A 25,193-nucleotide genomic window follows, 5' to 3' on the forward strand; every position below is an offset into this window, starting at 1 on the left:
ATCGATAGGAAACCTTCCTAACAGATCGCGGGTCGAGCGATCAGTCGGTGGACTTCCCCGCGCCCCGGCTGCGAAGCTGGGCCGTCGAAAGGCAGGTGGCGACACGCATGGCAGGATCCGCCGGCACGCCGGGCACACCGAGCGTTCTGCGCGCCATGAACGACCGCGCCGCCCTGCACCTGCTCCTGGAGCACGGCCCGCTCACCCGCACCCGCATCGGCAAGCTCACCGGCCTGTCGAAGCCCACCGCCTCCCAGTTGCTCGCCCGCCTCGAGGCCGCCGGACTCGTCCTGATGACCGGCACCAGCGAGGGCCGCCCGGGCCCCGGCGCCCAGCTCTACGTCGTCAACCCGGCCGCCGCCCACGTCGCCGGCCTCGACGTCACCCCCGAGCGCATCCTCGCCGCCGTCGCCGACATCACCGGCCGCACGGTCGGCGAGTACGAGCTGCCCACCCCCGGCCGCCGCCCGGCGCAACCCGCCGTACGCCAGGTCACCGACGCCCTCGACGGCGCCGTGAAAGCCGCCGGGCTCGCCGTCTCCGACGTCCACCGGGTCGTCATCGGCACCCCGGGCGCCTTCGACCCCAACACCGGCCGCCTGCGCTACGCCTCCCACCTGCCCGGCTGGCACTCCCCCACGCTGCTGGAGGAACTCGCCGCCGCCCTGCCGATGCCGGTCGAGTACGAGAACGACGTCAATCTCGTCGCCCTCGCCGAGCAGCGCCTGGGCGCGGCCAGGGGCCACGACGACTTCGTGCTGCTCTGGAACGAGGGCGGTCTCGGCGCCGCCCTGGTCCTCGGCGGCCGGTTGCACCGCGGCTGGACCGGCGGCGCCGGCGAGGTCGGCTTCCTGCCGGTGCCCGGCGCCCCCCTGGTCCGCCAGGTCACCAAGGCCAACAGCGGCGGCTACCAGGAGCTGGCCGGCTCCCAGACGATCCCGAAGCTCGCCCGGGAACTGGGCGTCGAGGACCTGCCCACGGGCCCGTACGCCGAGGTCGCCGCCACCCTCGTCGCCCGGGCCGCCGACAGCGCCTCCGGCCCCCACCGGCGGCTCCTGCAGGCGTACGCGACCCGGCTCGCCACCGGCCTGGCCTCGCTCGTCGCCGTGCTCGACCCCGAACTCGTCGTCCTCAGCGGCGCCTCCCTCACCGCCGGGGGCGAGCCGCTGCGAGGCCTGCTCCAGGCCGAACTGGAGGAGCTGGCCGCGTCCCGGCCACGCCTCGTCGTCGGCGACGTACGCGAACACCCCGTGCTGCGCGGTGCGCTGGAGAGCGCCCTCGCCGCCACCCGCGACGAGGTCTTCGACACCTCGCGCTGAAGCCCCGGGCCCCCACCCCGGTTCCACCCGCGCCCCAAGCATCCGTCCCGGTCGAACCACACCTCCGCCCGCCCAGGGAGACCCCGTCATGCCCGAAACAGCGAGAAAAGTCGCCTTTGCCCTGACTGCTTCTATCGCCCTCCTCACCACCGCCTGTACCGGCCAGTCCTCCTCCGGCGCGAGTGACGACGCCTCGAAGGAGACCACCATCACCTTCTGGCACGCCTGGAGCGCGCCGAACGAGACCAAGGCCGTGAACGCGCTGGTCGCCGGCTTCGAGAAGGCGCACCCCAACATCCATGTCCACGTCGTCGCCAACATGACCGACGACAAGATCAACCAGGCGCTGCGCACCGGCGGCGACCAGGCCCCCGACGTCATCTCGTCCTTCACCACGAACAACGTCGGCAAGTTCTGCTCCTCGGGGGCGCTCGTCGACCTGAACCCCTTCTTCAAGAAGGCCGGTATCGACCCGGACACGACCTTCCCGAAGGCGATGAACGAGTACACCCGATTCGACGGCAACCGTTGCACGGTGCCGCTGCTGGGTGACGCGTACGGGCTCTACTACAACAAGACCGCCTTCAAGAAGGCGGGCATCACGGCCCCGCCCAGGACGTGGTCCGAGTTCGAGACCGACGCCAAGAAGCTGACCATCCCCGACGGCGACGGTTACCGGCAGCTCGGATTCATGCCCGACTACCACGGCTGGGAGACCACGACCGAGCACTACTTCGCGCAGTTCTCCCCCACCTACTTCAACAAGAACGGCACGTCGAACCTCGCCGGGGACCCCGCGTTCACCGCGGGTTTCACGCTCCAGAAGAAGCTCGTCGACGAACTGGGCGGCTATCAGAAGCTGGAGCGGTACCGCTCGAAGCTCGGTGACGAATGGGGCCCCAAGCACCCCTTCCACACCGGCCAGGTGGCCATGCAGCTCGACGGCGAGTGGCGCCTGGGCATGGCCCTGGCCGCCAAGCCGAACTTCGACATCGGGGTCGCCCCGCTGCCCGTCCCCGACGACCAGGCCGCCCAGTACGGCAAGGGCTACATCACCGGAACGATCGCCGGCATCGCCGCCACCAGCACCAGGCAGAACGCGGCCTGGGAGCTGGTGAAGTACATGACCACCGACACCGACGCGGTGGTGGACTTCTCCAACGCCATCCACAACGTGCCCTCCACGCTGGCGGCCCTGAAGTCCCCGAAGCTGAAGTACGACCCGCGCTTCAGGACGTTCCTGGACATCGCCGCCGACCCGAACTCGACCACCACGCCCGCCTCGGTCAACGGCGGCGTGTACCTCACGACGATCCAGCAGCTCGGATACGACTACGAGAGCGGAAAGGTCACCGACCTGAAGGCCGCTCTCCGGAGGACCGCCCGGCAGATCGACACGGACATCGCGCAGGCGAAGTAGCGATGAGCACGATCACCCTCGCCTCGAAGCGCCGCAGGGCGGCGCTTCGGACGGCCGCCTTCATGTCGCCCTGGCTGATCGGCTTCGCGGTCTTCTTCGCGTATCCGCTGGTCTCGACCGTCTACTTCTCGTTCATGCACTACGACGGCTTCCGGCCACCGGCCTGGAGCGGAGCGAAGAACTGGACGTACGTCTTCGAGGACTACCCCTACTTCTGGCCCGCGCTGCGCAACACCCTGTGGCTGGTCGTCGTCATGGTCAGCCTGCGGGTCGTCTTCGGGCTCGGCGTCGGCCTGCTGATCACGAAGATCAAGACGGGTACGGGCGTCTTCCGCACCCTGTTCTACCTGCCCTACCTCGCCCCGCCCGTCGCCGCGACCATGTCCTTCGCCTTCCTCCTCAACCCCGGTACGGGCCCGGTCAACTCGATCCTGGAGAAGATCGGCATCCGGGCGCCGGGCTGGTTCAACGACCCCTCCTGGTCCAAGCCCGCGCTCACCCTGCTCGCCCTGTGGGGCATCGGCGACCTGATGGTGATCTTCATGGCCGCGCTGCTGGACGTGCCGCAGGAGCAGTACGAGGCGGCCGAACTGGACGGCGCGTCGGCCTGGCAGCGGTTCCGGTACGTGACGCTGCCGAACATCTCGCCGATCGTGATGTTCGCGGTGGTCACCGGAGTGATCCAGACCATGCAGTACTACACACAGCCCCTGATCGCCGGAAAGGTCGCCTCCGGTGTCATCCAGGGCGCCGGAACCCAGTTCGAGCCGGGCTACCCGGAGAAGTCCACGCTCACCCTGCCCCAGCTCGTCTACAACCTCGGCTTCCAGCGCTTCGACTACGGCTCCGCCTGCGTGGTCGCGCTCGTGCTGTTCTCCCTGTCCATGGTGTTCACCGCGTTCCTGATGCGGCGCCGGGGCGGCCTCAACCTGGCAGGTGACTGACCATGACCCAAGTACTCGACCAGCCGGTACAGGTGCGGGTCCCCGTCTCGCCGGCCCAGCGCACCGCCCGCCGCAGGGCCGCCCTGGAATGGGTCGCGGTCCACTCCCTCGGCGTCGCCGCCGCCCTGTTCTTCGCGCTGCCGTTCGTGTTCGTGTTCCTGACCTCGCTGATGAGCGACAGCCAGGCGCTCAGCCGCGACCTGGTCCCGCACACCTGGGAGTGGGGCAACTACAGGAGCGTGCTCACCACCCCCGGCTTCCTCACCTGGTGGAGGAACACCCTGGTCTACGCCGGCCTCGGCACCGTCCTGACCGTCGTGTCCTCCGTTCCGGTGGCGTACGCGCTCGCCAAGTTCCGTTTCCGGGGACGCAATCTGTCCCTCATGCTGGTGATCTCGATGATGATGCTGCCGCCGCAGGTGATCATCATCCCGATGTACCTGTTCTGGGCGAAGCAGCTGGGCCTGGCGGGCACGTTGTGGCCACTGATCATCCCGATGGCGTTCGGCGACGCGTTCTCCGTCTTCCTGCTGCGTCAGTTCCTGATGACCATCCCGAACGAGTACCTGGACGCCGCGAAGGTCGACGGCTGCGGCGACCTGCGGACCCTGCTGAAGGTCGTGCTGCCCATGGCCCGGCCGGGGATCGCCGCCGTCGCGCTCTTCCAGTTCTTCTACGCCTGGAACGACTACTTCGGCCCGCAGATCTACGCATCCGAGAATCCCGGTGCCTGGACGCTGAGTTACGGCCTGGAGTCGTTCAAGGGTGCGCACCACACCGACTGGAACCTGACCATGGCCGCGACCGTGCTGGTCATGGCCCCCGTGATCCTCGTGTTCTTCTTCGCCCAACGGGCGTTCGTCGAGGGCGTCACGCTCACCGGAGTGAAGGGTTAGTCAGCCGCAATGAAACTCACCGTGGTCGGCGGAGGTTCGACCTACACACCCGAACTCATCGACGGATTCGCCCGGTTGCGGGACGCCCTGCCCCTCGCGGAACTGGTGCTGGTCGACCCGGCCGCCGAACGCCTGGAACCGGTGGGCGGACTGGCTCGCCGGATCTTCGCCAAGCAGGGCCACGACGGCCGCATCGTCACCACCTCCGACCTCGACGCGGGCGTCGAGGGCGCCGACGCCGTGCTGCTCCAGCTGCGCGTCGGCGGCCAGGCCGCGCGCGAGCAGGACGAGACCTGGCCCCTGGAGTGCGGCTGCGTCGGCCAGGAGACGACCGGCGCGGGCGGCCTGGCCAAGGCGCTGCGTACCGTGCCGGTCGTCCTGGACATCGCCGAACGGGTCCGCCGCACCAACCCGAAGGCCTGGATCATCGACTTCACCAACCCGGTCGGCATCGTCACCCGTGCCCTGCTGAAGGAGGGCCACCGGGCGGTCGGGCTGTGCAACGTGGCGATCGGCTTCCAGCGGAAGTTCGCCGCGCTGCTCGGGGTCACACCCGCCGATGTGCACCTGGACCACGTGGGCCTGAACCATCTCACCTGGGAGACAGGTGTGCGCCTCGGCGGCCCCGAGGGCGAGGACGTGCTGCCCGGGCTGCTCACCGAGCACGGCGAGGCGGTCGCCGCCGATCTGCGGCTGCCCCGGGCACTCCTGGACCGGCTCGGCGTGGTCCCGTCGTACTACCTGCGCTACTACTACGCGCACGACGAGGTCGTCGGGGAGCTGCGGACGAAACCCTCCCGTGCCGCCGAAGTAGCCGACATGGAACGGCGGTTGCTCCAGATGTACGGCGACCCCTCGCTCGACGAGAAGCCGGCGCTGCTCGCGAAGCGGGGCGGCGCCTACTACTCGGAGGCAGCGGTCGACCTGGCGGCGGCGCTGCTCGGCGGCTCCGGGTCGCCGTACCAGGTGGTGAACGCCTGCAACCGCGGCACGCTGCCCTTCCTGCCGGACGACGCGGTGATCGAGGTGCAGGCGGCCGTCGGCCCGCACGGACCGAGTCCGCTGCCCGTGCCGGCCGTGGACCCGCTGTACGCGGGCCTGATGGCGAACGTGACGGCGTACGAGGAACTGGCCCTGGACGCCGCCCTGCGCGGCGGCCGGGACCGCGTCTTCCGCGCCCTGCTCTCCCACCCCCTGATCGGCCAGTACGACCACGCCGACGCCCTCACCGACAGACTGATCGCGCACAACCGGGAGCATCTCGCGTGGGCCTGACCGCAAGTGTCCTCGCCATCGACGCGGGCAACAGCAAGACCGACGTCGCCGTGGTGGCCGCCGACGGGGAGGTCCTCGGCACCGCGCGGGGCGGGGGGTTCCGGCCGCCGTCCGTGGGCGTGGAGACGGCGGTGGACGCCCTGGCCGAAGTCGTCGAGCGGGCCTGCGCGGCGGCCGGGGTCGCCTCGGTCGCCCATGTCTCGGCCTGTCTGGCCAACGCCGACCTGCCGGCGGAGGAGGAGCAGCTGGCCGCCGCGCTGCACGCGCGCGCGTGGGGCACGACGGTGGAGGTACGCAACGACACGTTCGCGATCCTCCGGGCCGGGGTGGCCGAACCGAGGGGCATCGCCGTGGTCTGCGGCGCCGGCATCAACTGCGTCGGCATGCGCCCCGACGGACGCACCGCCCGCTTTCCCGCCCTGGGCCGCATCTCCGGCGACTGGGGCGGGGGTTGGGGCCTGGCGGAGGAGGCCCTGTGGTGGGCGGCGCGCGCGGAGGACGGCCGCGGCGGGCCCACCGCCCTGGCACGCACGCTGCCGGCGCACTTCGGCCTCGTCTCGATGTACGCGCTCATCGAGGCGCTGCACCTGAGACACATCGCCCCCGAGCGGCGGCACGAACTGACCCCGGTGCTGTTCCGGACGGCCGCGGAGGGAGACCCGGTGGCCCGCGCGGTCGTGGACCGGCTGGCGGAGGAGGTGGTCACGATGGCGACGGTGGCACTGAGCCGGCTGAACCTCCTGGAGGAGGAGACCCCGGTCGTCCTGGGCGGCAGCATCCTGGCGGCCCGGCATGCCCAACTGGACGACGCGGTAAGGGACCTCCTGGTCGCAAGGGCCCCGAAGGCGGTCCCCCAGGTGGTGACGGCCCGCCCGGTCCTGGGTGCGGCACTCCTGGGCCTGGACCACGAGAACGCACCGCAGGAGACACAGGAACGGGTACGGGCGCACTACGCACCCGCGTAGCCGCGGGGAGCCCGCCTGCACAGCTGCGGTCAGCGGCGCCGCCGGGCCGGCACGGGTGGGCGCCGGGCCGGCACGGGTGGGCGCCGGGCCGGCACGGGTGGGCGCCGGGCCGGCACGGGTGGGCGCCGGAGGTCCCCCCTGCTCGAAGAGCTTGGGGGAGGCACCCGGTCGGCGCCGGGTCGCGCAGCCCCCGGCCCACCCCGCCGCCGGGAACCAACCAGGTACAGGCCGCGTATTCAAGAAATGGGGGCACCGCAACGGCACAGCTCAGCAACAAGATCGTATGAAGCCCTGTGCGGACGGCACCCCCGGCGGCGATACTTGCCGCGACAGATGGCCAAGGGGGAGGTCAGGTGACACAGCTGCAGCAGGGCGTGGCCCCACCGGCGACGCCCGTCGCACCCCGCCGCACCGCCTTCGCCGAGGGCGCCGACCGTCTGCGCGTCGCCGCGGCCACCGAGCCCGGCCGGCTCCGCGTCATCGGCGCCGTCCTCGCCCTGCTCGTCGTCTCCTTCGGCGCGGTCACCGCCTGGCAGACGACCGACCGCGCGGGCGCCGCCGACGACGTACTGCACCACAGCCAGCCGCTCAGCGCGGGCGCCGCCGACATCTACCGCTCCCTGGCGGACGCCAACACCACGGCCTCCAGCGGCTTCCTGGCGGGCGGCCAGGAACCCGCGGCGACCACCCTCCGGTACGAGAAGGACATCCGGACGGCCGCCGCCAAGCTGGTCACCGCCGCGGCCAACGCCGAGCCCGGCTCCCCCGCCGCGGCCACCATCACCAAGCTCAACACGCTGCTCCCCGAGTACAAGGGCCTCATCGAACGCGCCCGTGCCAACAACCGCCAGGGCTTCCCGGTCGGCGGCGCCTACCTGCGGGCCGCGAACGAGGAGATGCAGCAGGAGATGCTGCCGGCCGCCCAGGACCTGTACACCAAGGAGAACCAGCGGCTGCGCTCCGACTACCGCAGCGCCACTCCCTATCCCTGGTTCGCCCTCGCCCTCGGCGTCCTCGCACTCGCCGCCCTCGGCTGGGTACAGCGCCGCCACTACCTGCGTACCAACCGGGTGCTCAATCACGGCCTGGTCGCCGCCACGGCGGCCTCCGCGATCGTCCTGCTGTGGCTGGCCGTCGGCCACAGCGTCGCCCGCTCGGGCCTGAACTCCTCGTACGCGCACGGCATCCGCTCGCTGGACGTGCTGCACGACGCCCGCATCGCGTCCCTGAACGCGCGGGGCAACGAGAACCTGACCCTGGTCAGCCGCGGCGCCGAGACCAGGAAGCTGCCCGGCGGAGCGGTCGAGGACGCCTACGACTACGCCTTCCAGCAGGACATGGACGCGCTCAACACCGGCCTCGCCAAGGCCGCCTCCCTCGCCGACGACCAGGCGGGCGGGCAGCCCGTGAAGGCCGCCGCCGGCGCCATGAGGGAATGGCGCAAGCGCCACGCCGAGGCGCGGACCGCCGACGACCAGGGCGACTACCGGCAAGCGCTCGACAAGGTCATCGGAACGAAGGCGAACCGGCCGACCGGCGAGTGCTTCGACGGCGTGGACGCGGACCTGGCGAAGGCGCTGGACCACGAGGAGAGTGAGTTCGTGCGGGCGGCGAGCGGCGGCCGGGACGCCATGACCGGGCTTCCGGTGGGCGCGGCCGTGCTCGCCGTGCTGGGCGCGTCCGGCGCGGTGCTCGGCATCGGGCGCAGGCTGTCGGAGTACCGGTGAGAGGGGGAGCGGCGATGATCGCACGGCGTCCGAGGCCGAGCCTGAAGGGCTGGGGCGGTGTGGCGGCGATGCTCGTCGCCTGCACTCTCACCCTCGTCCTCGCGCTGCTGCTGCCGCTGGCCCATCCGCGCCAGAACGGCACGGCGGGCACCCGGGCCCCGGGCCTCGCCGAGGCCACGCAGGCCAGGGCCGACTCCTGCGGCGGCCACCCGGAGCGGATGAGCCCGCCGCCGTCGAGCGACGAGAGCGGCCGGGCGGTCACGGCCATCAAGCAGCGCGGCTATCTCTCGGTGGGCGTCGACCAGAACAGCTACCGCTGGGGCTACCGCGACCCCAACACCAAGGGCAGCGACCTCGAGGGCTTCGACATCGACCTCGCGCGAGAGATCGCCCGGCAGATCATCGGCAGCCCCGACGCCGTCCGCTTCCACGCCATCCCCACCAACCAGCGCATCCCGGCCATCAAGAGCCACCAGGTGGACATGGTGGTGCGCACCATGACGATCACCTGCGACCGGCTGGCGGAGGTCGCCTTCTCCGAGCCGTACTTCACGACCGGCCAGCAGGTCCTGGCTCCCAGGTCGTCCCCGATCACGGGCTACGACACATCGCTCGCCGGCAAGAGGATCTGCTCGGCGCAGGGTTCGACCGCGAACGCCGCACTGACCGAGGACCGGAAGCGCGGCCGGCTCGCCGCGTCCGCCGACATCTCCACCACCGTCCCCAACCAGCTCGACTGCCTGGTGAAGCTGCAACTGGGCGAGGTCGACGCGGTGGTCACCGACGGCGCGCTCGCCGCGAGCCAGGCCGCCCAGGACCCGACCGTCCAACTCAAGGGGAAGCCCTTCACGACCGAGTACTACGGCGTGGCGATGAACAAGGATGACAGGGATCTGGTACGCCGGGTCAACCAGGTGCTGGAGGACTACCGCAGGAACGGCTGGCAGGCCTCGTACACCCGGTGGCTGTCCCAGACGCTCGGCGAGGACTCGACGCCGTCACAGCCGCCTTCGACCTGAACCGGCGCGACCGACCTGGTACCACTGGAGAGTTGCCCCGGCGCCCCGGACAGGAGCGCGGGGAACGACGAGAGCGAGAGGTGATCGATGGGCGTCACGGGACCCACCGGGCCGGTGATGGACCGGGACGAGGTGGACCGTGCGCTGGCGCGGCTCGGCGCGGAGCACGAGGCCATAGAGACCTCGCTCCTCGCCCTCCAGGACCACGCGGGCCGCAGACTCCTCGAGGGTGCCGAACTGACCGGCGTCACCAAGGAGCGGTGGGCGTCGGCGGAGGCGTCGATCACCCTGCTGTGGGCGTACTTCGACGCCTACACGGAGACCCTGCGCACCGCGCGCGAGATCCGCGCCCGCAGGCGCTGGTCCAGCCGTGAGGACCTGGTCGAGCTGACCGAGCTGCTGCGCGGCCCGAGCGTCACCGTCGCGGGCGGTGTCACGGCGACGGCGAACGCGCCGACCCTCGCGGGCACCGGCCGGCTCAGCGAGCGGTTCTCCCTGGAGCAGCTCGTGGACCGGATGAACGATCTGTACGCCTCCTCGCTGGACATCGTCGTCGCCGCCGACGCGGTGTGGTCGGCGCTGCCCGCCCGGATCGATTTACTGGCCGCGGAGTTGCAGCGCACCCGTCAGCTCGCCCACTCGGTGGGTGTACGACCCGGCGAGCACCCGGCGGGAGACGACCTGGAGCGCATCACCCGCACCCTGACCAGGCTGCGCGAACAGGTGGTCTCCGACCCGCTGGCGTACTGGGTCCCGGCCGAGGGGAGTTCGGCACCCGGCGGCGGCCGGCCGGACACCACGGTGTACGACCGCCAGGCGCGCGCGCTGGAGGACGTGCGCCGGGAGATCGACGCGGTGCTGACGGTACGGCAGGACGCGGAGAAGCGGCTCGTCAGACTCCGCGACCTGCTCAGCCGCGCGGACCGCACCCTGGCCGAGGCCCGCAGCGCGCGCGGTGAGGTGCTGGCGAAGATCGCCGCTTCGGAGGTGCCCGCGGTCAGCGGCCCGCCCACCGCACTGCAGGAGCAGCTGGCGACGGCCGCCGAGTACCGCAGGCACGCGCAGTGGCACCGTCTGTCGCCGCTCCTGGACTCGCTGGAACAGAGGGCGGAGGACGAGCTCCAGCGCGCCCGCGAGTCGCTGACGGCGGTGACCGCGCCGCTCGCGGTCCGCGCCGAGCTGCGCGGCCGTCTCGACGCGTACAAGGCGAAGGTGGCCCGGCACGGCCTGGCGGAGGACCCGCTGCTGGTCGAGCGGTACGACGCGGCGCGGCGCATGCTGTGGAGCGCGCCCTGCGACCTGAGAGCCGCGGAGCAGGCGGTACTGCGCTACCAGCGGGCGGCCGCGGAACTGCTCGGCGCGCGGGTGCCCGAGCCGGGCGCACCGGCCGACCGAAGGGGGGAGGCATGAGCCGGGCGGGGCGGATGTGTCAGCGGCCCGGCTGCGAGGGGTCGTACGAGGACATGGGCGGCGGCGAGCTGTACTGCGACACGTGCGGGCTCGCGCCGGTCGTCTCGGCGAAGGCCGCGGTGGGCTCGCCGCCGACGGGGGAAGGCGCGGGCGGCCAGGGCTCCGGGGGTTCCGGAAGCAGCGGCTCGCAGCCCGGTTCCCGGCCGTCGTCGCGGTCGTCCTCGCGATCCTCGCAGTCCCGGCGGTCGGTGTCGGGCCGGCTGTCCGGGAAGTCCACCGGCCGTTCGGTGTCGGTGCGCAGCTCGGGCTCCACATCCGGGAGTTCGGGGCGCAGCCGGCTCGGTCTCGGCCTGGTGCAGGTCCCGGCGGTGCCGCGGCCCGACCCGCGGGCGATGGTGCTGGAACGCGCGGAGGTGCCCGAGCGCAAGCGGTTCTGCTCGCGCTCCGACTGCGGCGCCCCGGTGGGGCGGGCGCGCGGTGACCGTCCGGGGCGCACGGAGGGCTTCTGCACCAAGTGCGGCCACCCCTATTCGTTCGTGCCGAAGCTGAAGGCCGGCGACATCGTGCACGGCCAGTACGAGGTCGTGGGCTGCCTGGCGCACGGCGGCCTCGGCTGGATCTACCTGGCGGTGGACCGCGCCGTCTCCGACCGGTGGGTGGTCCTCAAGGGCCTGCTGGACACCGGCGACCAGGACGCGATGGCCGCGGCGATCTCCGAGCGGCGCTTCCTGGCGGAGATCGAGCACTCCAACATCGTGCGGATCTACAACTTCGTGGAGCACCTGGACCAGCGCACCGGCTCGCTCGACGGCTACATCGTCATGGAGTACGTCGGCGGCAAGTCGCTGAAGGAGATCGCCAACGAGCGGCGCACACCGGGCGGACGACGCGACCCGCTGCCGGTGGAGCAGGCGTGCGCGTACGGTATCGAGGCGCTGGAGGCGCTCGGTCACCTGCACAGCCGGAACCTGCTGTACTGCGACTTCAAGGTGGACAACGCCATCCAGACCGAGGACCAGCTGAAGCTGATCGACATGGGCGCCGTGCGACGGATGGACGACGACGAGTCGGCCATCTACGGCACGGTCGGCTACCAGGCTCCCGAGGTCGCGGAGGCCGGGCCGTCGGTGGCCTCCGACCTCTACACGGTCGCGCGCACCCTGGCGGTTCTCACCTTCGACTTCCAGGGCTACACGAACGTCTACGCGGACTCGCTGCCCGACCCGGACACCATCGAGGTGTTCCGCCGGTACGAGTCGTTCTACCGGCTGCTGGTCCGCGCCACCGACCCCGACCCGGCGCGCCGGTTCGGGTCCGCGCAGGAGATGGCGGAACAGCTGACGGGTGTGCTGCGTGAGGTCGTCGCGCTTTCGACGGGCCGTCCGAAGCCCGCGCTGTCGACGCTGTTCGGTCCGGAACTCAAGGTCACGGACACCGAGTTGTTCCCGAAGCAGGCCGAGGAGGTGTCGCGGCTGGGGGCGCGGGTGGTGACGGCGCGCCGTTGGCGCCGGGCGGCCGGGGGCGCGCTGCCCGGGACGCCGGGAACGGCGAACTCCGCCACCGCGACCGCGCCGCCCGCGGCACCGGGCACGGCGAACTCCGCCACCGCGACCGCGCCGCCCGCGGCACCGGGCACGCCGGGCCACGGCACCGTGGAGGCCGCGTCCGCCCCTCCCGTCGCCGCCCCCGCCGCCTCCGGCTTCCCCACCGCCGGCACCGCTCCGGGAGCGGCGGGGAGCACGGGTGGCACAGCCGCAACCCCCGGCGCCCGGGCTTCCGTCAAGCCGGTCGACACCCCCGCCGCCGCGCTCGCGCTGCCCGTTCCGCACGTCGACCCCGGCGACCCCAACGCCGGTTTCCTGGCCGGCCTCATGGCCTCCGCGCCCGCCGAGCTGGTCGTAGCGCTGCGGACCGCGCCCGCCGCCTCCCCGGAGCTGCGGCTGCGCGAACTGCGCGCCCGGCTGGAGATGGGCGAGACGGCCGACGCCGGGCAGACTCTCGCGGCGCTGGAGGAGGACCACGCCGACGACTGGCGGGTCGTCTGGTACCGGGGCGTCGCCGCGCTTGTCACGGGTGACCACGAGGCCGCCGCGCTCTCCTTCGACGCGGTCTACGACGCCTTCCCCGGCGAGCCCGCCCCCAAGCTGGCCCTCGGCCTGTGCGCGGAGGTGCTCGGCCAGCTCGACAACGCCGCCGAGTACTACCGCCTCGTGTGGACGACCGACCCGAGCTATGTCAGCGCGGCGTTCGGCCTGGCCCGCGTCCAGTTCGCCTCCGGTGACCGCCAGGGCGCCGTGCGTACCCTGGAGTCCGTGCCGGAGGCGTCCATCCACTACACCGCCGCCCGTGTCGCCGCCGTCCGGGCGCGGCTGCGGCAGCGCGCCGGCCGGGAACCGGACCGCGCCTTCCTGGACGACCTGGTGGCCGCCGCGGGCCAGGTACAGGCCCTGGAGGCGTACGGTCTGGACGCCGTACGGCGCGAGCAGTTGTCCACAGAGGTCCTGGGCTGTGCGCTGGACTGGGTACTCTCCGGTGGCCGGGGCACCGCGCCGCCCGCAGCCGACGGACGCGCGCTGCTCGGCAGTGACCTGGACGAGCGCGGCCTGCGCTTCGGCCTGGAGCGCTCGTACCGAACGCTGGCCAGGCTCGCACAAGGCGGCGAGGAGAGGATCGACCTGGTGGAACGTGCCAACCGTTACCGCCCCCGAACGTGGGTGTGATCGATGTCGCAGATGCCCCGGTCGACGGCGCTTTCGAGGTGCCCCAGCTGTGAGGAGCCCCTCGAGTCGGGCGACCTCTACTGCGGTGCCTGCGGGTACGACCTGTCGGTGGTCCCCGCCCCGCCGTCGGACCCCCCGACGCTGACCATGAACGGCACGGTGCCGCGCCCCCCTTCACAGGCCCCGGTGGACTGGCCGGCCGCCCCGACGGCGGGCGGCACCCGGACGCCGGACCCGCCGCACCTGCCGACCGACATCCCGGGCACGGACTCCGGCGGCTCGGAGCTGCCCGCGGCCCCCGCCGCGAGGGACGTGCGCTTCGACCGCCCCGCCGATTCCGCGGACTACCATCTCGCGGCGCCCCAGCCGGTCGACCCGCGCACCGCCGTCCCGCCGACGCCTCCCGCCGGCACAAAGGTCTGCGTGGCCTGCCGCGCGGGCACCGTGGACGACGACGGCTACTGCGAGAACTGCGGCCACGCCCAGCCGCGCGAACGCGACCACATGGAGCAGGAGCTCGGCACGGTCGCCGCGGTCAGCGACCGGGGCCTGCGCCACCACCGCAACGAGGACGCGTTCGCGGTCTCCGCGACCGCGCTGCCCGACGGCTCGCCCGCGGTCGTCGCGATCGTCTGCGACGGCGTGTCCTCGGCGACCCGCCCCGACGACGCCTCGCTGGCCGCCGCCCGGGCGGCGAACGAGGCGCTCCTGGACGCCCTGCCGCGCGGCACGCACCCGCAGCAGGCCATGCACGACGCGATCGTCGCCGCCTCGCACGCCGTCAACTCCCTGGCCGCCGAGCCCGAGAGGGCCCAGGAGCACGCCCCGCACCAGAACGCGCCCGCGTGCACCCTGGTCGGCGTCGTGGTCACCGCGAGCCTGCTCGTCGTCGGCTGGGTCGGAGACAGCCGCGCCTACTGGGTCCCCCTGGACCGCGCCGCGCCGCCGGCCCGGCTCACCGAGGACGACTCCTGGGCCGCGCAGATGGTCGCCGCGGGCCTGATGAACGGGGCCGAGGCGTACGCCGACGAGCGCGCCCACGCGATCACCGGCTGGCTCGGCGCGGACGCCTACGAACTGGACCCGCACACCGCGTCCTTCAAGCCGGACCGGCCGGGTGTCGTGGTGGTGTGCACCGACGGGTTGTGGAACTACGCGGAGAGCGCCGAGGAGATGGCCGAGGTGGTGCCGCTGGACGCGGGGCTCCGCCCGCTGCACGCCGCCCGGGTACTGGTGGGCCATGCCCTGGACGGCGGTGGGCACGACAACGTAACAGTGGCGGTGCTCCCGTTCCCGGCGGCACCGCAGGGGGCAGGATCCGCCTGAGACGTGTGCCCGGGGTCCCGTGAGGGGTGCCCGGGGCGCGCCCGTGGCCGGCGGGGACCGGCCCAAGGACCGGAGGGGAGCGGTCCGTCAGCAGTCACCCCCCACCGCGGTGGGGTTCTCAAGGGGGATCCGATACGGCCATGGCCAACTTCTCGAAGTCGAACGCGCCGCAGTTCTCGGTGGACGTCTACCAGAACGAGTACCTGCCGGAGGGGGGCCGCGAGGTCAACGCCATCGTCACGGTGACGGCGACCGGCGGCGGGACGACCGGTGGCGCCGTCACGGCGCCCCACCTCTACGCTCCCGGGCAGGGCCCGGACGCGGCCGTGGCGATCATGGTCGACTGCTCGGGGTCGATGGACCATCCGCCGACGAAGATGCGCAACGCGCGCGAGGCGACGTCCGCCGCCATCGACACCCTGCGCGACGGCGTGCGCTTCGCGGTGATCGACGGCACCCATGTGGCCAAGGAGGTCTACCCGGGCGGCGGGCGGCTCGCCGTCGCCGACGCGGCCACCCGAGGCCAGGCCAAGCAGGCGCTGCGCCGGCTGAGCGCGGGCGGCGGCACCGCGATCGGCACCTGGCTGCGGCTCGCGGACCGACTGCTGTCCTCGGCGGACGTCTCCATACGCCACGGCATCCTGCTCACCGACGGCCGCAACGAGCACGAGTCCCCCGACGCCCTGAAGGCCACCCTGGACGCCTGCGCCGGCCGCTTCACCTGCGACGCGCGCGGGGTGGGCACCGACTGGGAGGTCAAGGAGGTCACCGGGATCGCCTCCGCGCTGCTCGGCACCGCCGACATCGTCGCCGACCCGGCCGCGCTCGCCGCGGACTTCACGCAGATGATGGAGACGGCCATGGGAAAGGAGGTCGCCGACGTCGCGCTGCGGCTGTGGACACCCGTCGGCACGGAGATCAGGTTCGTCAAGCAGGTGGCCCCCACCGTCGAGGATCTGACCAGCCGCCGGGTCGAGGCGGGTCCGCGCGCAGGGGACTACCCCACCGGCTCCTGGGGCGACGAGTCCCGCGACTACCACATCTGTGTCCAGGTCCCGTCCGCGAACGTCGGTCAGGAGATGCTCGCCGCCCGTGTGTCCCTGGTCATACCCCAGGGCGACGGCAGTGCGCGCAACCTCGGCGCGCAGGGGCTCGTGCGAGCCGTGTGGACCGACGACATGGCGGTGTCCACGTCGATCAACCCGCAGGTCGCCCACTACACAGGGCAGGCCGAACTCGCCCAAGTCATCCAACAGGGGCTTGATCTCCGCAAAGAGGGCGATTTCGATGGAGCAACGGCCAAACTGGGCCGCGCCGTTCAGCTCGCGAACGCCTCGGGGAACGCGGATACTGCGAAACTGCTTGCGAAGGTGGTGGACGTGGTCGATGCCGCGACAGGTACTGTGCGACTGAAGGCGAAGGTCGCAGAGGCCGACGAGATGACACTCGAGACACGGTCCACAAAGACTGTTCGTGTAAAGAAGTGACATAACAACCAGCCCGACCCCCAGGGGTTGGAGAACCATGCCGGCCTCGAGGGCCGGAAGAAGGAGAGGGGGACGCGCCGACATGCCGACCTGCCCGAACGGACACCAGTCGGGTTCCGACGACTGGTGCGAGGTCTGCGGTCACCGTATGGCCGGTGCCGTGCCCCCGCCGCCTCCACCACCGCCCCCCGCCGCCGGTTACGGCTACCCGTCGGCGGGTTCGCCCCCGCCGCCTCCGGGCCCGGGCGGCCGTCCCGGGGGACGCCCGGATGCCGAGCCGGAGCTGTGCCCGCAGTGCCGTACGCCCCGCGAGGGTGGCGCCCCGTTCTGCGAGGAGTGCCGGTGGAACTTCCTGACCAACACGGCGACCTCGTACACCCCCGCCGCCCCGCGTCAGCCGGCGCCCGGTACAGGGGTGCGCTTCCAGCAGGGCGGCCCGGCCGGGCCCGGTCCGGACTCGTACGACTACCAGAGCTCCCGGCCGTCACAGGTGAACCGGCCCGCCGAACCGATTCCGCCGTCACCGCCGTTCGGCAGCGAGCCGTCCGGGCCGACGGGGTTCGGCCCGGACGGCTCGCGCCGACCCGGTCCGCCCGGTCCGCCCGGCTTCGGTGCCGATCCGTCGCGTCCGGTTCCGCCCACGCCCGGTGGTCCGGGAGGTCCCGGTGGCCCTGGCGGTCCCGGTGGCCCTGGCGGTCCCGGTGGTCCGGGAGGTCCCGGTGTGCCCGGTGGTCCGCAGACCACCTCTCCGGGTGCCCCCTCGAACTTCCTCCCGCAGGGTGCACCGCCGTCCGCCTTCCAGCGGCCCGGTCCGCCGCCTCCCCCGCCGCAGACCCAGGGCTTCCCGCCGCCCGCGCCGCCGCAGTCGGACGGCCCGTCCTTCGGCGGCGGTGACGACGACTGGGTGATCTCGCCGCCTTCGCCCGCCCCGACCCACGGCGGCCCGGGGGGCCCCGGCGGCCAGGGTGGCGGCTACGGCTACCCGCAGCCCGGCTCCACCCAGGCCCCGCCGCGCCCCTACGAGCAGCAGCGGCCGGCGACCTGGACCGCGACCATCGGTCCGGACCGCGAGTACTTCATGGCGATGATGCAGCGCTCCGGCCCCGAGGCCGCGGGCCTCAACCTGCCCGCGTACTCCCCGGAGCAGCAGCGCACGCTCACCGGCAACCAGGTCACGATCGGCCGCCGCCGCCACTCCACCGGCGACACCCCCGACATCGACCTGTCGGTGCCGCCGGAGGACCCGGGCGTCTCGCACCAGCACGCGGTGCTGGTGCAGCAGCCGGACGGCTCGTGGGCGATCGTCGACCAGAACTCCACCAACGGCACCACGGTCAACGGCTCCGAGGAGCCCATCCAGCCGTTCGTGCCGGTGCCCCTGCAGGACGGGGACCGGGTGCACGTGGGCGCCTGGACGACGATCACCCTCCGCCGGGGCTGAAGGGCGCGGGAAACGACGATCAGGGGAGGGGCCAGGCGTACGGCCCCTCCGGATCGTCCAGCCACGCCCAGGAACGGTCGCCGCCGACCGTGATGCCGTACCGGTCCCGTCCGGGCTGCCCCTCACGCTCCCACAGCGTGTACGCCTCGTAGGGGTCGAGGCTGCCCCGAGTGAGGGTCAGCAGGAACCGGAACCGGTCGCTTCCGCGCGCCCGCTGCGGCAGTGCGCTCAGATCCCGCGGTTCCGTTTCACCACGGGTGCCCCCGCGCAAAGGTACGAAGAAGGCGGGCGTCCGCAGGAAAGGTCCCTCCGCGTGCTCCGCGTCCCGCACCCGCAGGGCGAGCAGCCCGGTCGCGAACGGCGTGAGGATGCGCGCGCCCGGAGCGCACTGCGCGAGCCAGGCGCCCGGGATCGAACTCAGCGAGCAGGTGGCGATGACCCGGTCGAAGGGGGCGCGTTCCGGTACACCGCGCCCGCCGTCGCCCGTGACCACGACCGGGTGGTGGCCCGCGGCCGCCAGGTGTTGCCGGGCGGACTCGGTGATCTCCGGGTCGAGGTCGATGGTGGTGACCCGGTCGTCGCCGAGGCGGTGGGCGAGCAGGGCCGCGTTGTAGCCGGTGCCGGCACCGATCTCCAGTACGGCGTTCCCGTCCTCGACCCTCAGCTCGGTCAGCATCTCCGCCATCAGGGAGGGCTGGCTGCTGGAGGAGACCAGTTCGCCGTCGCGCACACGAGTGGCCAGCGGGGCGTCGGTGTACGCGCCGCGGAGCCACCGTTCCCTGCGTTCCGGGTCGGGGTCGCCGCACCATCGTCGCTCGTAGCCGCCCCTCACGCCGAGGTAGTAGTACGGCACGAAGAGATGGCGCGGCACCGCCTCGAACGCCTCCCGCCACACGGGATCCGCGTCCCAGGCGCCGCTCGCGTCGATCTCCCGCACGAGATCCGCCCGTGCGGACGCGGCGATGTTCTCCAGATCCCGGTCGAGAGCGTGCGTGGCCATACCTCCACTGTGCTGCCGCACACAGTCCCGAGGCGAGCACGCCGCGCCGGATCCGGAATCCGTCCCTCAGGTCCCCTCGGATCCAGCGGTTCCCCTGGCCCTGAGCCTTGCATGCTCGGTCACCGGGTCTGAGACCATGGAGCATGTGAATGAGATTCGGCGCGGCACGCTTCAGGAGCAGACCTTCTTCGAGCAGGTCGGCGGTGAGGAGACCTTCCGCCGTCTGGTCCACCGTTTCTACCAGGGGGTCGCCGAGGACCCGGTCCTGCGGCCGATGTACCCGGAGGAGGACCTGGGCCCCGCCGAGGAGCGTCTCGCGCTGTTCCTGATGCAGTACTGGGGCGGCCCGACGACGTACAGCGAGCAGCGCGGCCACCCCCGGCTGCGCATGCGGCACGCCCCCTTCACCGTGGACCGGGCCGCCCACGACGCCTGGCTCAGGCACATGCGGGTCGCCGTGGAGGAACTCGGGCTCTCCCCGGAACACGAGACCACGCTGTGGAACTACCTGACGTACGCCGCTGCGACGATGGTGAACACCCCCGGGTGAACCCCGCCCGAGGCGTCGGATCTCCCTGACGTCAGCGGACGCTGACGTTCAGCGCGCCGAGTCCGGCTCTGCGCACGGCGATCGACCCGTACGGTGTGCGCAGCCGGAGCCACGCCCCGGACGACAGCAGCGCGACCTGCTCCGCCTCGGCCGGCTCCTCCTCGGCAAACGCCTGCGCGGCGGGGCGGAGGAAGCCGAGCGACTGCGCGGCGTGCACGGCCCGCACCGGCAACGCGGTGTCCGCCACCGTGCGGGACCAGATCTCCCGGCCGATCCGGTCGATTTCGCCACGGGTGCGCCGCTCGGCCGGCAGCTCCTGCGTGCGCGACCGGAACTCGGCCACCACCGCGGCCACGGTCGCCCGCAACGCTCCGGACGCCGGAAGCCCGGGCTCGGGCCGCCAGCCGGCGCGCGGCGGCAGAACCCCCGCCCAGGGCGGCCCGGTGACGACGGCGGGAACCGCCGCCGTGGCCGCCGACTCGTCGACGGACTCCAGGAGTTCACCCGCCGACACGGTCGCATCGAGCTGGTCCTCCAGCCCGTTCTCGTACGGCTTGGCGAGCCGCACGGCGCGGACCGCGAGCACCTCGAACGACGGCGGCCGCCCGAAGACCGCCAGCGCCGTCCCGGCCGCCTGCAGGCGGACCGCGGCGCCGCGGTCGTAGTGGAGCAGCCGGGACAGGAAGGCGGCGAGGTCGGCCGCCTCGCCGTCGTCGGCGAGGTGGAGCACCGTCATGCGGCGACGGCCTCCTCCTCGTCGTCCCGGTAGTCCTCGAGGAACGCGCGCTCCTCCGCCGTGATCCGGCGGGGCCGCTGCGTCGCGAAGTCGAACGGCACGACCACCGTCGACGCCCGGACGCACACCCTCCCGTCGTCCTTGACCTCGTAGGCGACCGTGAAGGACGCCGCCTTGATCTCCGTCACCCACAGCTCGATGTCCACCGGCTCGGGCCGGTGGACGAGCTGCCGCTTGTAGTCGATCTCATGGCGTGCCACCACGGATCCCTGCCTGAACTCCTTGTCCGGGCGGCTCAGGAAGTCGATCCGGGCTTCCTCCAGGTAGCTGAGGAACACCGCGTTGTTGACGTGCCCGTATGCGTCCATGTCCGCCCAGCGCAGCGGGCAGCGGTAGAGGTGCCGCAAGATCAGCCCCGGGTCAGTTTCTTGTAGGTGGCGCGGTGCGGACGGGCGGCGTCGGGGCCGAGCCGCTCGATCTTGTTCTTCTCGTACGACTCGAAGTTGCCCTCGAACCAGAACCACTTGGAGTCACCCTCGTAGGCGAGGATGTGCGTGGCGACACGGTCGAGGAACCACCGGTCGTGGGAGACGACGACGGCACAGCCGGGGAACTCCAGCAGCGCGTTCTCCAGCGACGAGAGCGTCTCGACGTCGAGGTCGTTGGTCGGCTCGTCGAGGAGCAGCAGGTTGCCGCCCTGCTTCAGGGTCAGCGCCAGGTTGAGGCGGTTGCGCTCACCGCCGGAGAGGACACCGGCCGGCTTCTGCTGGTCCGGCCCCTTGAAGCCGAAGGCGGAGACGTAGGCCCGGGACGGCATCTCGACCTGGCCGACGTTGATGTAGTCGAGCCCGTCGGAGACGACCTCCCACAGCGTCTTCTTGGGGTCGATGTTGGCGCGGCTCTGGTCGACGTACGAGATCTTGACGGTCTCGCCGACCTTGATGTCGCCGGAGTCCGCCGTCTCCAGACCCTGGATCATCTTGAACAGGGTGGTCTTGCCTGCGCCGTTGGGGCCGATGACGCCGACGATGCCGTTGCGCGGCAGGGTGAAGGACAGCCCGTCGACGAGGATCTTCTCGCCGAAGGCCTTGTGCAGGTCGTCGACCTCGACCACCACGTTGCCCAGGCGCGGCCCCGGCGGGATCTGGATCTCCTCGAAGTCCAGCTTCCGCATCTTCTCCGCCTCGGCCGCCATCTCCTCGTAGCGGGCCAGACGTGCCTTGGACTTGGCCTGGCGCCCCTTGGCGTTCGACCGCACCCACTCGAGCTCTTCCTTGAGCCGCTTCTGCCGCTTGGCGTCCTTCTGGCCCTCGACCTTGAGGCGGGCGGCCTTGGTCTCCAGGTAGGTGGAGTAGTTGCCCTGGTAGGGGTAGGCGCGGCCGCGGTCCAGCTCGAGGATCCACTCGGCGACGTTGTCCAGGAAGTACCGGTCGTGGGTGATCGCCACGACGGTGCCCTCGTACTTGGCCAGGTGCTGCTCCAGCCAGTTCACGGACTCGGCGTCGAGGTGGTTGGTGGGCTCGTCGAGCAGCAGCAGGTCGGGCTGCTCGAGCAGCAGCTTGCACAGCGCGACGCGGCGGCGCTCACCACCGGAGAGGGTGGTGACGGGCCAGTCACCGGGCGGGCAGCCCAGCGCGTCCATGGCCTGCTCGAGCTGGGAGTCCAGGTCCCACGCGTTGGCGTGGTCGAGGTCCTCCTGGAGCTTGCCCATCTCCTCCATCAGCGCGTCGGTGTACTCGACCGCCATCTGCTCGGCGATCTCGTTGAACCGGTCGAGCTTGCCCTTGATCTCGGCGACACCCTCCTGGACGTTCTCCAGGACGGTCTTCTCCTCGTTCAGCGGGGGTTCCTGCAGGAGGATGCCGACGCTGTAGCCGGGCGTGAGGAAGGCGTCACCGTTGGACGGCTGCTCCAGTCCCGCCATGATCTTCAGCACGGTCGACTTGCCGGCACCGTTCGGACCGACGACGCCGATCTTCGCGCCCGGCAGGAAGCTCAGGGTGACGTCGTCGAGAATCACCTTGTCGCCGTGCGCCTTGCGCGCCTTGCGCATGGTGTAAATGAACTCAGCCAAGAGAAACCGTCCGGCAGCTTGAAATCTGGCAGTGGGCAGATACACCCCATCTTGCCGTACGGCCAGGCGTAGGCGGAAACCCATTGGGTTCGGGGCCTGTGACCTGCGGTTTCACTGGTGGTGGCAGTGGCTCGTCCGTCCTCCGTACGGAAAGGCGTCGTCGAAGCCGATGTTCCGCCCGGCGTCCAGGTCGCAGCTGACGGAGGCGTCGTCGATGCGCGGCCAAGCCCGGCCGCGAGCAGGACGTCCTGCGCCGGCAGCCGAGACCGACCTCGTCGCCGCCGAGTCCCGCGCCCGCCGGTCCTTCACCCCGGGGCCGGATGATCCCTACCGGTCAGTCCCGCGTCCCCGTCTGCCTCGTGCGGAGCAGGAGCAGCGTCGCGCCGCCGATCACGACCAGGGCTATCGCGGTGCCCGCGATGAACGGGGTGGTGTCCGACGTGCCGGTCTCGGCGAGGTTGGTGTCCGGTGCCGTGCCGCCCGCCGTGGCCGGGCTGGGTTCGCCGAGTGTCTGTATCTTCAGGCCGCCCGTGGCGGTCTCCGTCTTGCAGTCGAGGACGCCCTTGACCCACATCTCATACCCCGCCGGCCCCTTGATCCTGAAGTCGTAGGGCTGATCCTCCTGCAGCGGAACGGTCACGGTCTGTGACGCGCCTGCGGGGATCGTGTGCTCAGCTCCCATCAGCTCGAATGTGAACGCCTCGTCGCCCTTGTTCACCGCGGTGACGTCCACGCCGCCCTCGGCGCAGTTCTTCCCGGCCGACAGGGCCGGTACGGCGCCCTTCCCGGCCCAGGCCGCCGTGGTCGTGGCCGAGACGGTGGACTCGCTGGAGCCGGCGAGTATCTGCGTCTGACTGTGGGTTTCGGAGGTGAAGGCCCGGCCGACCGGCACGGTGGTCGACGCCTGGACGGTCAGCTCGGCCACACCGTCCTGCGCTGTCTTCGGCACCTGGAAGTAGATCCGGCTGCCATCGGCCGCGGTGGTGACCGGCTTGCCGTTCCTGTCGACGATCCTGACTCCGGTGGTGGCGGCGTTCGCCGGCGGGGTCACCGTCACGCTGTCCGCGTTCGTGTGCACCGTGACCGGGCCGAGCCGTTCGCCCCGGTGGCCGGAGACGGCCGGCGGGTCGAGAGTCAGGGACGCTGCGGGCTCCGGGAGGCTCCGCGCGTGTTTCTCCAGGTAGTCCGCGAGTTTCTCGGCCTGCGGGTCGACCGCGTCCACGTCGGCGCCGTCCGAGTAGCGCCAGATCGCCACCTGGGTGCCGGCCGCCGCATCCTGCTCGGTGAGGACTTTGACCCCGGCCTTGGCCGCCAGCCGCGCCAGGTCGTTCACCTGGGGATAGGAGTTCTGCAGGATCCAGCGGATCTTTCCGGCGTTCTTGTTGCCGTTCAGGGACGTGCCGCTCCAGGCGGTCTCCTGGTATCTGGCTTCCTTCTGCGTGGGGTTGTGCAGGTCGATTCCGTACGTCTGCAGGGTGCCGCCGTCGTCGACGGACATCTCGAACAAGCCCGCCGACACCTGCTCGTTCGTGCCGCCGTCGTGGACGACGGCGGCCCCGTAGGTCTTCAGGCCCCCGATGGTCGCGGTCGCCCCGCCCTCACCCTGCGGCGCGCGGTCGGCGGCCGCCGCCCCCGTGGCTGACAGCGGGCCCGCCGCCACGAGTCCGGACACCAGCGTCGCGGCGGCGAGGCGGGCGGCCCCTCGCCTGCGCGGGGACCGCGCAGAGAACGCAGTAAACACAGAATTCCCCTTCGAGCAGGACCCGTTGATGTGGGGGGCGTGGTCCCACCAGCAGAATCAGAAGCCCCGAGAGCTACGTCCGGCATCCTAAGGAGGCCGCGCATCCCGCTCCTCGATCATGTGACCGAACAGCCGATCCGACTCGTAATCGTTATCGCTCACCCAGCCTGTGAGCTGCGCCTGTCGCCCTCTGCGCAGGAAGCGTCGGGATATCCGCCCATACATGCAGGGATAAGCGGCAGTTGAGGAAGGACGGGGATGCGGCGTGACTGGCGTCACGTCACTCCGGCCGGCTCCAGGCGTCGTTGCTGCCTCTCCTCGCCCCCCTCGGCATCCTCGGGCCCCCGACTCGCCTCACCTGTCTCCCAGTTGGGCTCGGGCTGCGCCGTCACGCCGGTCGGCGCCTCGGGCCGGGACGACCGTCGAAAGGCCGATGTGCCGCGCGACAGGTCGTGGCCGATCGTCGCCGCGTCGAGGTCCGCCGACAGCCAGCCCTGCCCGTCGCGCTGTTCGGTCCGCACCTTCAACCGCCCCTGGACGACGAGCGGATCCCCCACCGCCACCGACGCGGCGACGTTCGTGGCCAGCGAGCGCCTGGCCCACACCGTGAAGAAGTTGGTGTGCCCGTCCGTCCACACGTTCTTCTCGCGGTCCAGATACCGCGCCGTCACCGCCAGCCGGAAGCGCGCGGTGGGACCCGTCGGCGACTCCCGGTACACCGGCTGGGTGGCGACGTTGCCGACCACGCACACCGTCGTCTCGTTCATGGCGAAACCCCTCCCTCGCCCCGGCTGCGCGCCGGAGCGGTACGCGTACGGGCCCTCCCGCACGGATGCGTCTGCCGTGGCGGTCAGGCCCTGTCGCCCGCCGCCGACGCGGCGACCGCGTCGTCCGCGATCGCCGCGAAGCCAGACTGCCTCCGGCGGCAAGATCCCGCTGTGCGCTGTGGGCTACCTCCCGGTTGTGGAAAACTTCGCCACCCGAAGGAGGCCCTCCCCTTCCCTGCGCCTGACCGCGCCTCTGTCCGCACTCCGGCACGACGGCCGCACGGCTTGCACGACAAGCACAGGAAGCACGAGGGGCACGACGAGCACGGCAAGCAGGGCGCCCACAGCAAACACAAGCCCATAAACGCAGTAGGCA

At 71.8% G+C, this 25,193-nt stretch carries 21 protein-coding genes; 14 read left to right on the plus strand and 7 right to left on the minus strand.

The window, feature by feature from the left end; all coding sequences use genetic code 11:
- Nucleotides 1-107 precede the first annotated feature (107 nt).
- From AC5WS8_RS06205 to AC5WS8_RS06245, 9 genes are all read left to right on the plus strand, one after another.
- Complete coding sequence (locus AC5WS8_RS06205; RefSeq protein WP_496102257.1) at nucleotides 108-1,319, plus strand: ROK family transcriptional regulator; 1,212 nt, start codon at nucleotides 108-110, stop codon at nucleotides 1,317-1,319.
- 88 nt (nucleotides 1,320-1,407) lie between these two features.
- On the plus strand, nucleotides 1,408-2,739 hold the full coding sequence (locus AC5WS8_RS06210; RefSeq protein WP_496102258.1) for an ABC transporter substrate-binding protein: 1,332 nt from the start codon (nucleotides 1,408-1,410) through the stop codon (nucleotides 2,737-2,739).
- 2 nt (nucleotides 2,740-2,741) lie between these two features.
- The gene (locus AC5WS8_RS06215) at nucleotides 2,742-3,683 is read left to right on the plus strand and encodes a carbohydrate ABC transporter permease (RefSeq protein WP_496102259.1); all 942 of its coding nucleotides are present in this window, start codon (nucleotides 2,742-2,744) and stop codon (nucleotides 3,681-3,683) included.
- Nucleotides 3,684-3,685: 2 nt separating this feature from the next.
- On the plus strand, nucleotides 3,686-4,579 hold the full coding sequence (locus tag AC5WS8_RS06220; protein ID WP_496102260.1) for a carbohydrate ABC transporter permease: 894 nt from the start codon (nucleotides 3,686-3,688) through the stop codon (nucleotides 4,577-4,579).
- Nucleotides 4,580-4,588: 9 nt separating this feature from the next.
- Nucleotides 4,589-5,854: a 6-phospho-beta-glucosidase gene (locus AC5WS8_RS06225; RefSeq protein ID WP_496102261.1), complete on the plus strand. Its 1,266-nt coding sequence runs from the start codon at nucleotides 4,589-4,591 to the stop codon at nucleotides 5,852-5,854.
- A complete protein-coding gene (locus tag AC5WS8_RS06230) occupies nucleotides 5,845-6,819 on the plus strand; it encodes an N-acetylglucosamine kinase (RefSeq protein ID WP_496102262.1) in 975 nt (324 codons plus the stop codon). The genes AC5WS8_RS06225 and AC5WS8_RS06230 overlap by 10 nt, the downstream gene beginning before the upstream one ends.
- 353 nt (nucleotides 6,820-7,172) lie before the next feature.
- The gene (locus AC5WS8_RS06235; protein WP_496102263.1) at nucleotides 7,173-8,546 is read left to right on the plus strand and encodes a GlnX family signal transduction membrane protein; all 1,374 of its coding nucleotides are present in this window, start codon (nucleotides 7,173-7,175) and stop codon (nucleotides 8,544-8,546) included.
- 14 nt (nucleotides 8,547-8,560) lie between these two features.
- Nucleotides 8,561-9,565, plus strand: coding sequence for a glutamate ABC transporter substrate-binding protein (locus AC5WS8_RS06240; protein WP_496102264.1), 1,005 nt, complete (start codon nucleotides 8,561-8,563; stop codon nucleotides 9,563-9,565).
- 87 nt (nucleotides 9,566-9,652) lie between these two features.
- Nucleotides 9,653-10,975, plus strand: coding sequence for a coiled-coil domain-containing protein (locus AC5WS8_RS06245; RefSeq protein WP_496102265.1), 1,323 nt, complete (start codon nucleotides 9,653-9,655; stop codon nucleotides 10,973-10,975).
- 19 nt (nucleotides 10,976-10,994) lie between these two features.
- Here the strand turns inward: AC5WS8_RS06245 and AC5WS8_RS06250 are convergent, their stop codons facing one another.
- Nucleotides 10,995-11,288: a hypothetical protein gene (locus AC5WS8_RS06250; RefSeq protein WP_496102266.1), complete on the minus strand. Its 294-nt coding sequence runs from the start codon at nucleotides 11,286-11,288 to the stop codon at nucleotides 10,995-10,997.
- Nucleotides 11,289-11,343: 55 nt separating this feature from the next.
- On the opposite strand from AC5WS8_RS06250, the gene AC5WS8_RS06255 reads away from it, so the two are divergent.
- The 4 genes from AC5WS8_RS06255 (at nucleotide 11,344) to AC5WS8_RS06270 (ending at nucleotide 17,949) form a co-directional block, all read left to right on the plus strand.
- The gene (locus AC5WS8_RS06255) at nucleotides 11,344-13,695 is read left to right on the plus strand and encodes a serine/threonine-protein kinase (protein ID WP_496102267.1); all 2,352 of its coding nucleotides are present in this window, start codon (nucleotides 11,344-11,346) and stop codon (nucleotides 13,693-13,695) included.
- A 3-nt stretch (nucleotides 13,696-13,698) separates the two neighbouring features.
- The gene (locus AC5WS8_RS06260; RefSeq protein ID WP_496102268.1) at nucleotides 13,699-15,021 is read left to right on the plus strand and encodes a PP2C family protein-serine/threonine phosphatase; all 1,323 of its coding nucleotides are present in this window, start codon (nucleotides 13,699-13,701) and stop codon (nucleotides 15,019-15,021) included.
- Between the two features lie 140 nt (nucleotides 15,022-15,161).
- Complete coding sequence (locus AC5WS8_RS06265; protein ID WP_496102269.1) at nucleotides 15,162-16,508, plus strand: vWA domain-containing protein; 1,347 nt, start codon at nucleotides 15,162-15,164, stop codon at nucleotides 16,506-16,508.
- An 82-nt stretch (nucleotides 16,509-16,590) separates the two neighbouring features.
- Nucleotides 16,591-17,949 (plus strand): FHA domain-containing protein, encoded by a 1,359-nt coding sequence (locus AC5WS8_RS06270; protein ID WP_496102270.1) that lies wholly within the window; start codon nucleotides 16,591-16,593, stop codon nucleotides 17,947-17,949.
- A gap of 19 nt (nucleotides 17,950-17,968) precedes the next feature.
- On the opposite strand, the gene AC5WS8_RS06275 is transcribed toward AC5WS8_RS06270, so the two are convergent.
- Entirely contained in the window at nucleotides 17,969-18,949 is a 981-nt protein-coding gene (locus AC5WS8_RS06275; protein WP_496102271.1) for a methyltransferase domain-containing protein, read from the minus strand.
- A gap of 136 nt (nucleotides 18,950-19,085) precedes the next feature.
- Between AC5WS8_RS06275 and AC5WS8_RS06280 the strand changes: the two genes are divergently transcribed.
- Nucleotides 19,086-19,499, plus strand: a complete 414-nt coding sequence (locus tag AC5WS8_RS06280) for a globin (protein WP_496102272.1) — start codon at nucleotides 19,086-19,088, stop codon at nucleotides 19,497-19,499.
- Between the two features lie 31 nt (nucleotides 19,500-19,530).
- Here the strand turns inward: AC5WS8_RS06280 and AC5WS8_RS06285 are convergent, their stop codons facing one another.
- From AC5WS8_RS06285 to AC5WS8_RS06305, 5 genes are all read right to left on the minus strand, one after another.
- Nucleotides 19,531-20,235, minus strand: a complete 705-nt coding sequence (locus tag AC5WS8_RS06285) for a DUF8010 domain-containing protein (RefSeq protein WP_496102273.1) — start codon at nucleotides 20,233-20,235, stop codon at nucleotides 19,531-19,533.
- Nucleotides 20,232-20,642 (minus strand): acyl-CoA thioesterase, encoded by a 411-nt coding sequence (locus AC5WS8_RS06290; RefSeq protein WP_496102274.1) that lies wholly within the window; start codon nucleotides 20,640-20,642, stop codon nucleotides 20,232-20,234. The genes AC5WS8_RS06285 and AC5WS8_RS06290 overlap by 4 nt, the downstream gene beginning before the upstream one ends.
- A gap of 2 nt (nucleotides 20,643-20,644) precedes the next feature.
- The gene (gene ettA, locus AC5WS8_RS06295; protein ID WP_496102275.1) at nucleotides 20,645-22,309 is read right to left on the minus strand and encodes an energy-dependent translational throttle protein EttA; all 1,665 of its coding nucleotides are present in this window, start codon (nucleotides 22,307-22,309) and stop codon (nucleotides 20,645-20,647) included.
- Nucleotides 22,310-22,643: 334 nt separating this feature from the next.
- The gene (locus AC5WS8_RS06300; protein WP_496102276.1) at nucleotides 22,644-24,050 is read right to left on the minus strand and encodes a TQXA domain-containing protein; all 1,407 of its coding nucleotides are present in this window, start codon (nucleotides 24,048-24,050) and stop codon (nucleotides 22,644-22,646) included.
- Between the two features lie 275 nt (nucleotides 24,051-24,325).
- Nucleotides 24,326-24,817 (minus strand): single-stranded DNA-binding protein, encoded by a 492-nt coding sequence (locus tag AC5WS8_RS06305; protein ID WP_496102277.1) that lies wholly within the window; start codon nucleotides 24,815-24,817, stop codon nucleotides 24,326-24,328.
- Between the last annotated feature and the right edge of the window lie 376 nt (nucleotides 24,818-25,193).

The organism is Streptomyces sp. PTL18, assembly GCF_059510295.1.

Coding starts and splice junctions, on each gene's coding strand:
- AC5WS8_RS06205 (WP_496102257.1), top strand. CDS start 108: ATGGCAGGATCCGCCGGCACGCCGGGCACACCGAGCGTTCTGCGCGCC.
- AC5WS8_RS06210 (WP_496102258.1), top strand. CDS start 1,408: ATGCCCGAAACAGCGAGAAAAGTCGCCTTTGCCCTGACTGCTTCTATC.
- AC5WS8_RS06215 (WP_496102259.1), top strand. CDS start 2,742: ATGAGCACGATCACCCTCGCCTCGAAGCGCCGCAGGGCGGCGCTTCGG.
- AC5WS8_RS06220 (WP_496102260.1), top strand. CDS start 3,686: ATGACCCAAGTACTCGACCAGCCGGTACAGGTGCGGGTCCCCGTCTCG.
- AC5WS8_RS06225 (WP_496102261.1), top strand. CDS start 4,589: ATGAAACTCACCGTGGTCGGCGGAGGTTCGACCTACACACCCGAACTC.
- AC5WS8_RS06240 (WP_496102264.1), top strand. CDS start 8,561: ATGATCGCACGGCGTCCGAGGCCGAGCCTGAAGGGCTGGGGCGGTGTG.
- AC5WS8_RS06245 (WP_496102265.1), top strand. CDS start 9,653: ATGGGCGTCACGGGACCCACCGGGCCGGTGATGGACCGGGACGAGGTG.
- AC5WS8_RS06260 (WP_496102268.1), top strand. CDS start 13,699: ATGTCGCAGATGCCCCGGTCGACGGCGCTTTCGAGGTGCCCCAGCTGT.
- AC5WS8_RS06265 (WP_496102269.1), top strand. CDS start 15,162: ATGGCCAACTTCTCGAAGTCGAACGCGCCGCAGTTCTCGGTGGACGTC.
- AC5WS8_RS06270 (WP_496102270.1), top strand. CDS start 16,591: ATGCCGACCTGCCCGAACGGACACCAGTCGGGTTCCGACGACTGGTGC.
- AC5WS8_RS06275 (WP_496102271.1), bottom strand. CDS start 18,949: ATGGCCACGCACGCTCTCGACCGGGATCTGGAGAACATCGCCGCGTCC.
- AC5WS8_RS06280 (WP_496102272.1), top strand. CDS start 19,086: ATGGAGCATGTGAATGAGATTCGGCGCGGCACGCTTCAGGAGCAGACC.
- AC5WS8_RS06285 (WP_496102273.1), bottom strand. CDS start 20,235: ATGACGGTGCTCCACCTCGCCGACGACGGCGAGGCGGCCGACCTCGCC.
- AC5WS8_RS06305 (WP_496102277.1), bottom strand. CDS start 24,817: ATGAACGAGACGACGGTGTGCGTGGTCGGCAACGTCGCCACCCAGCCG.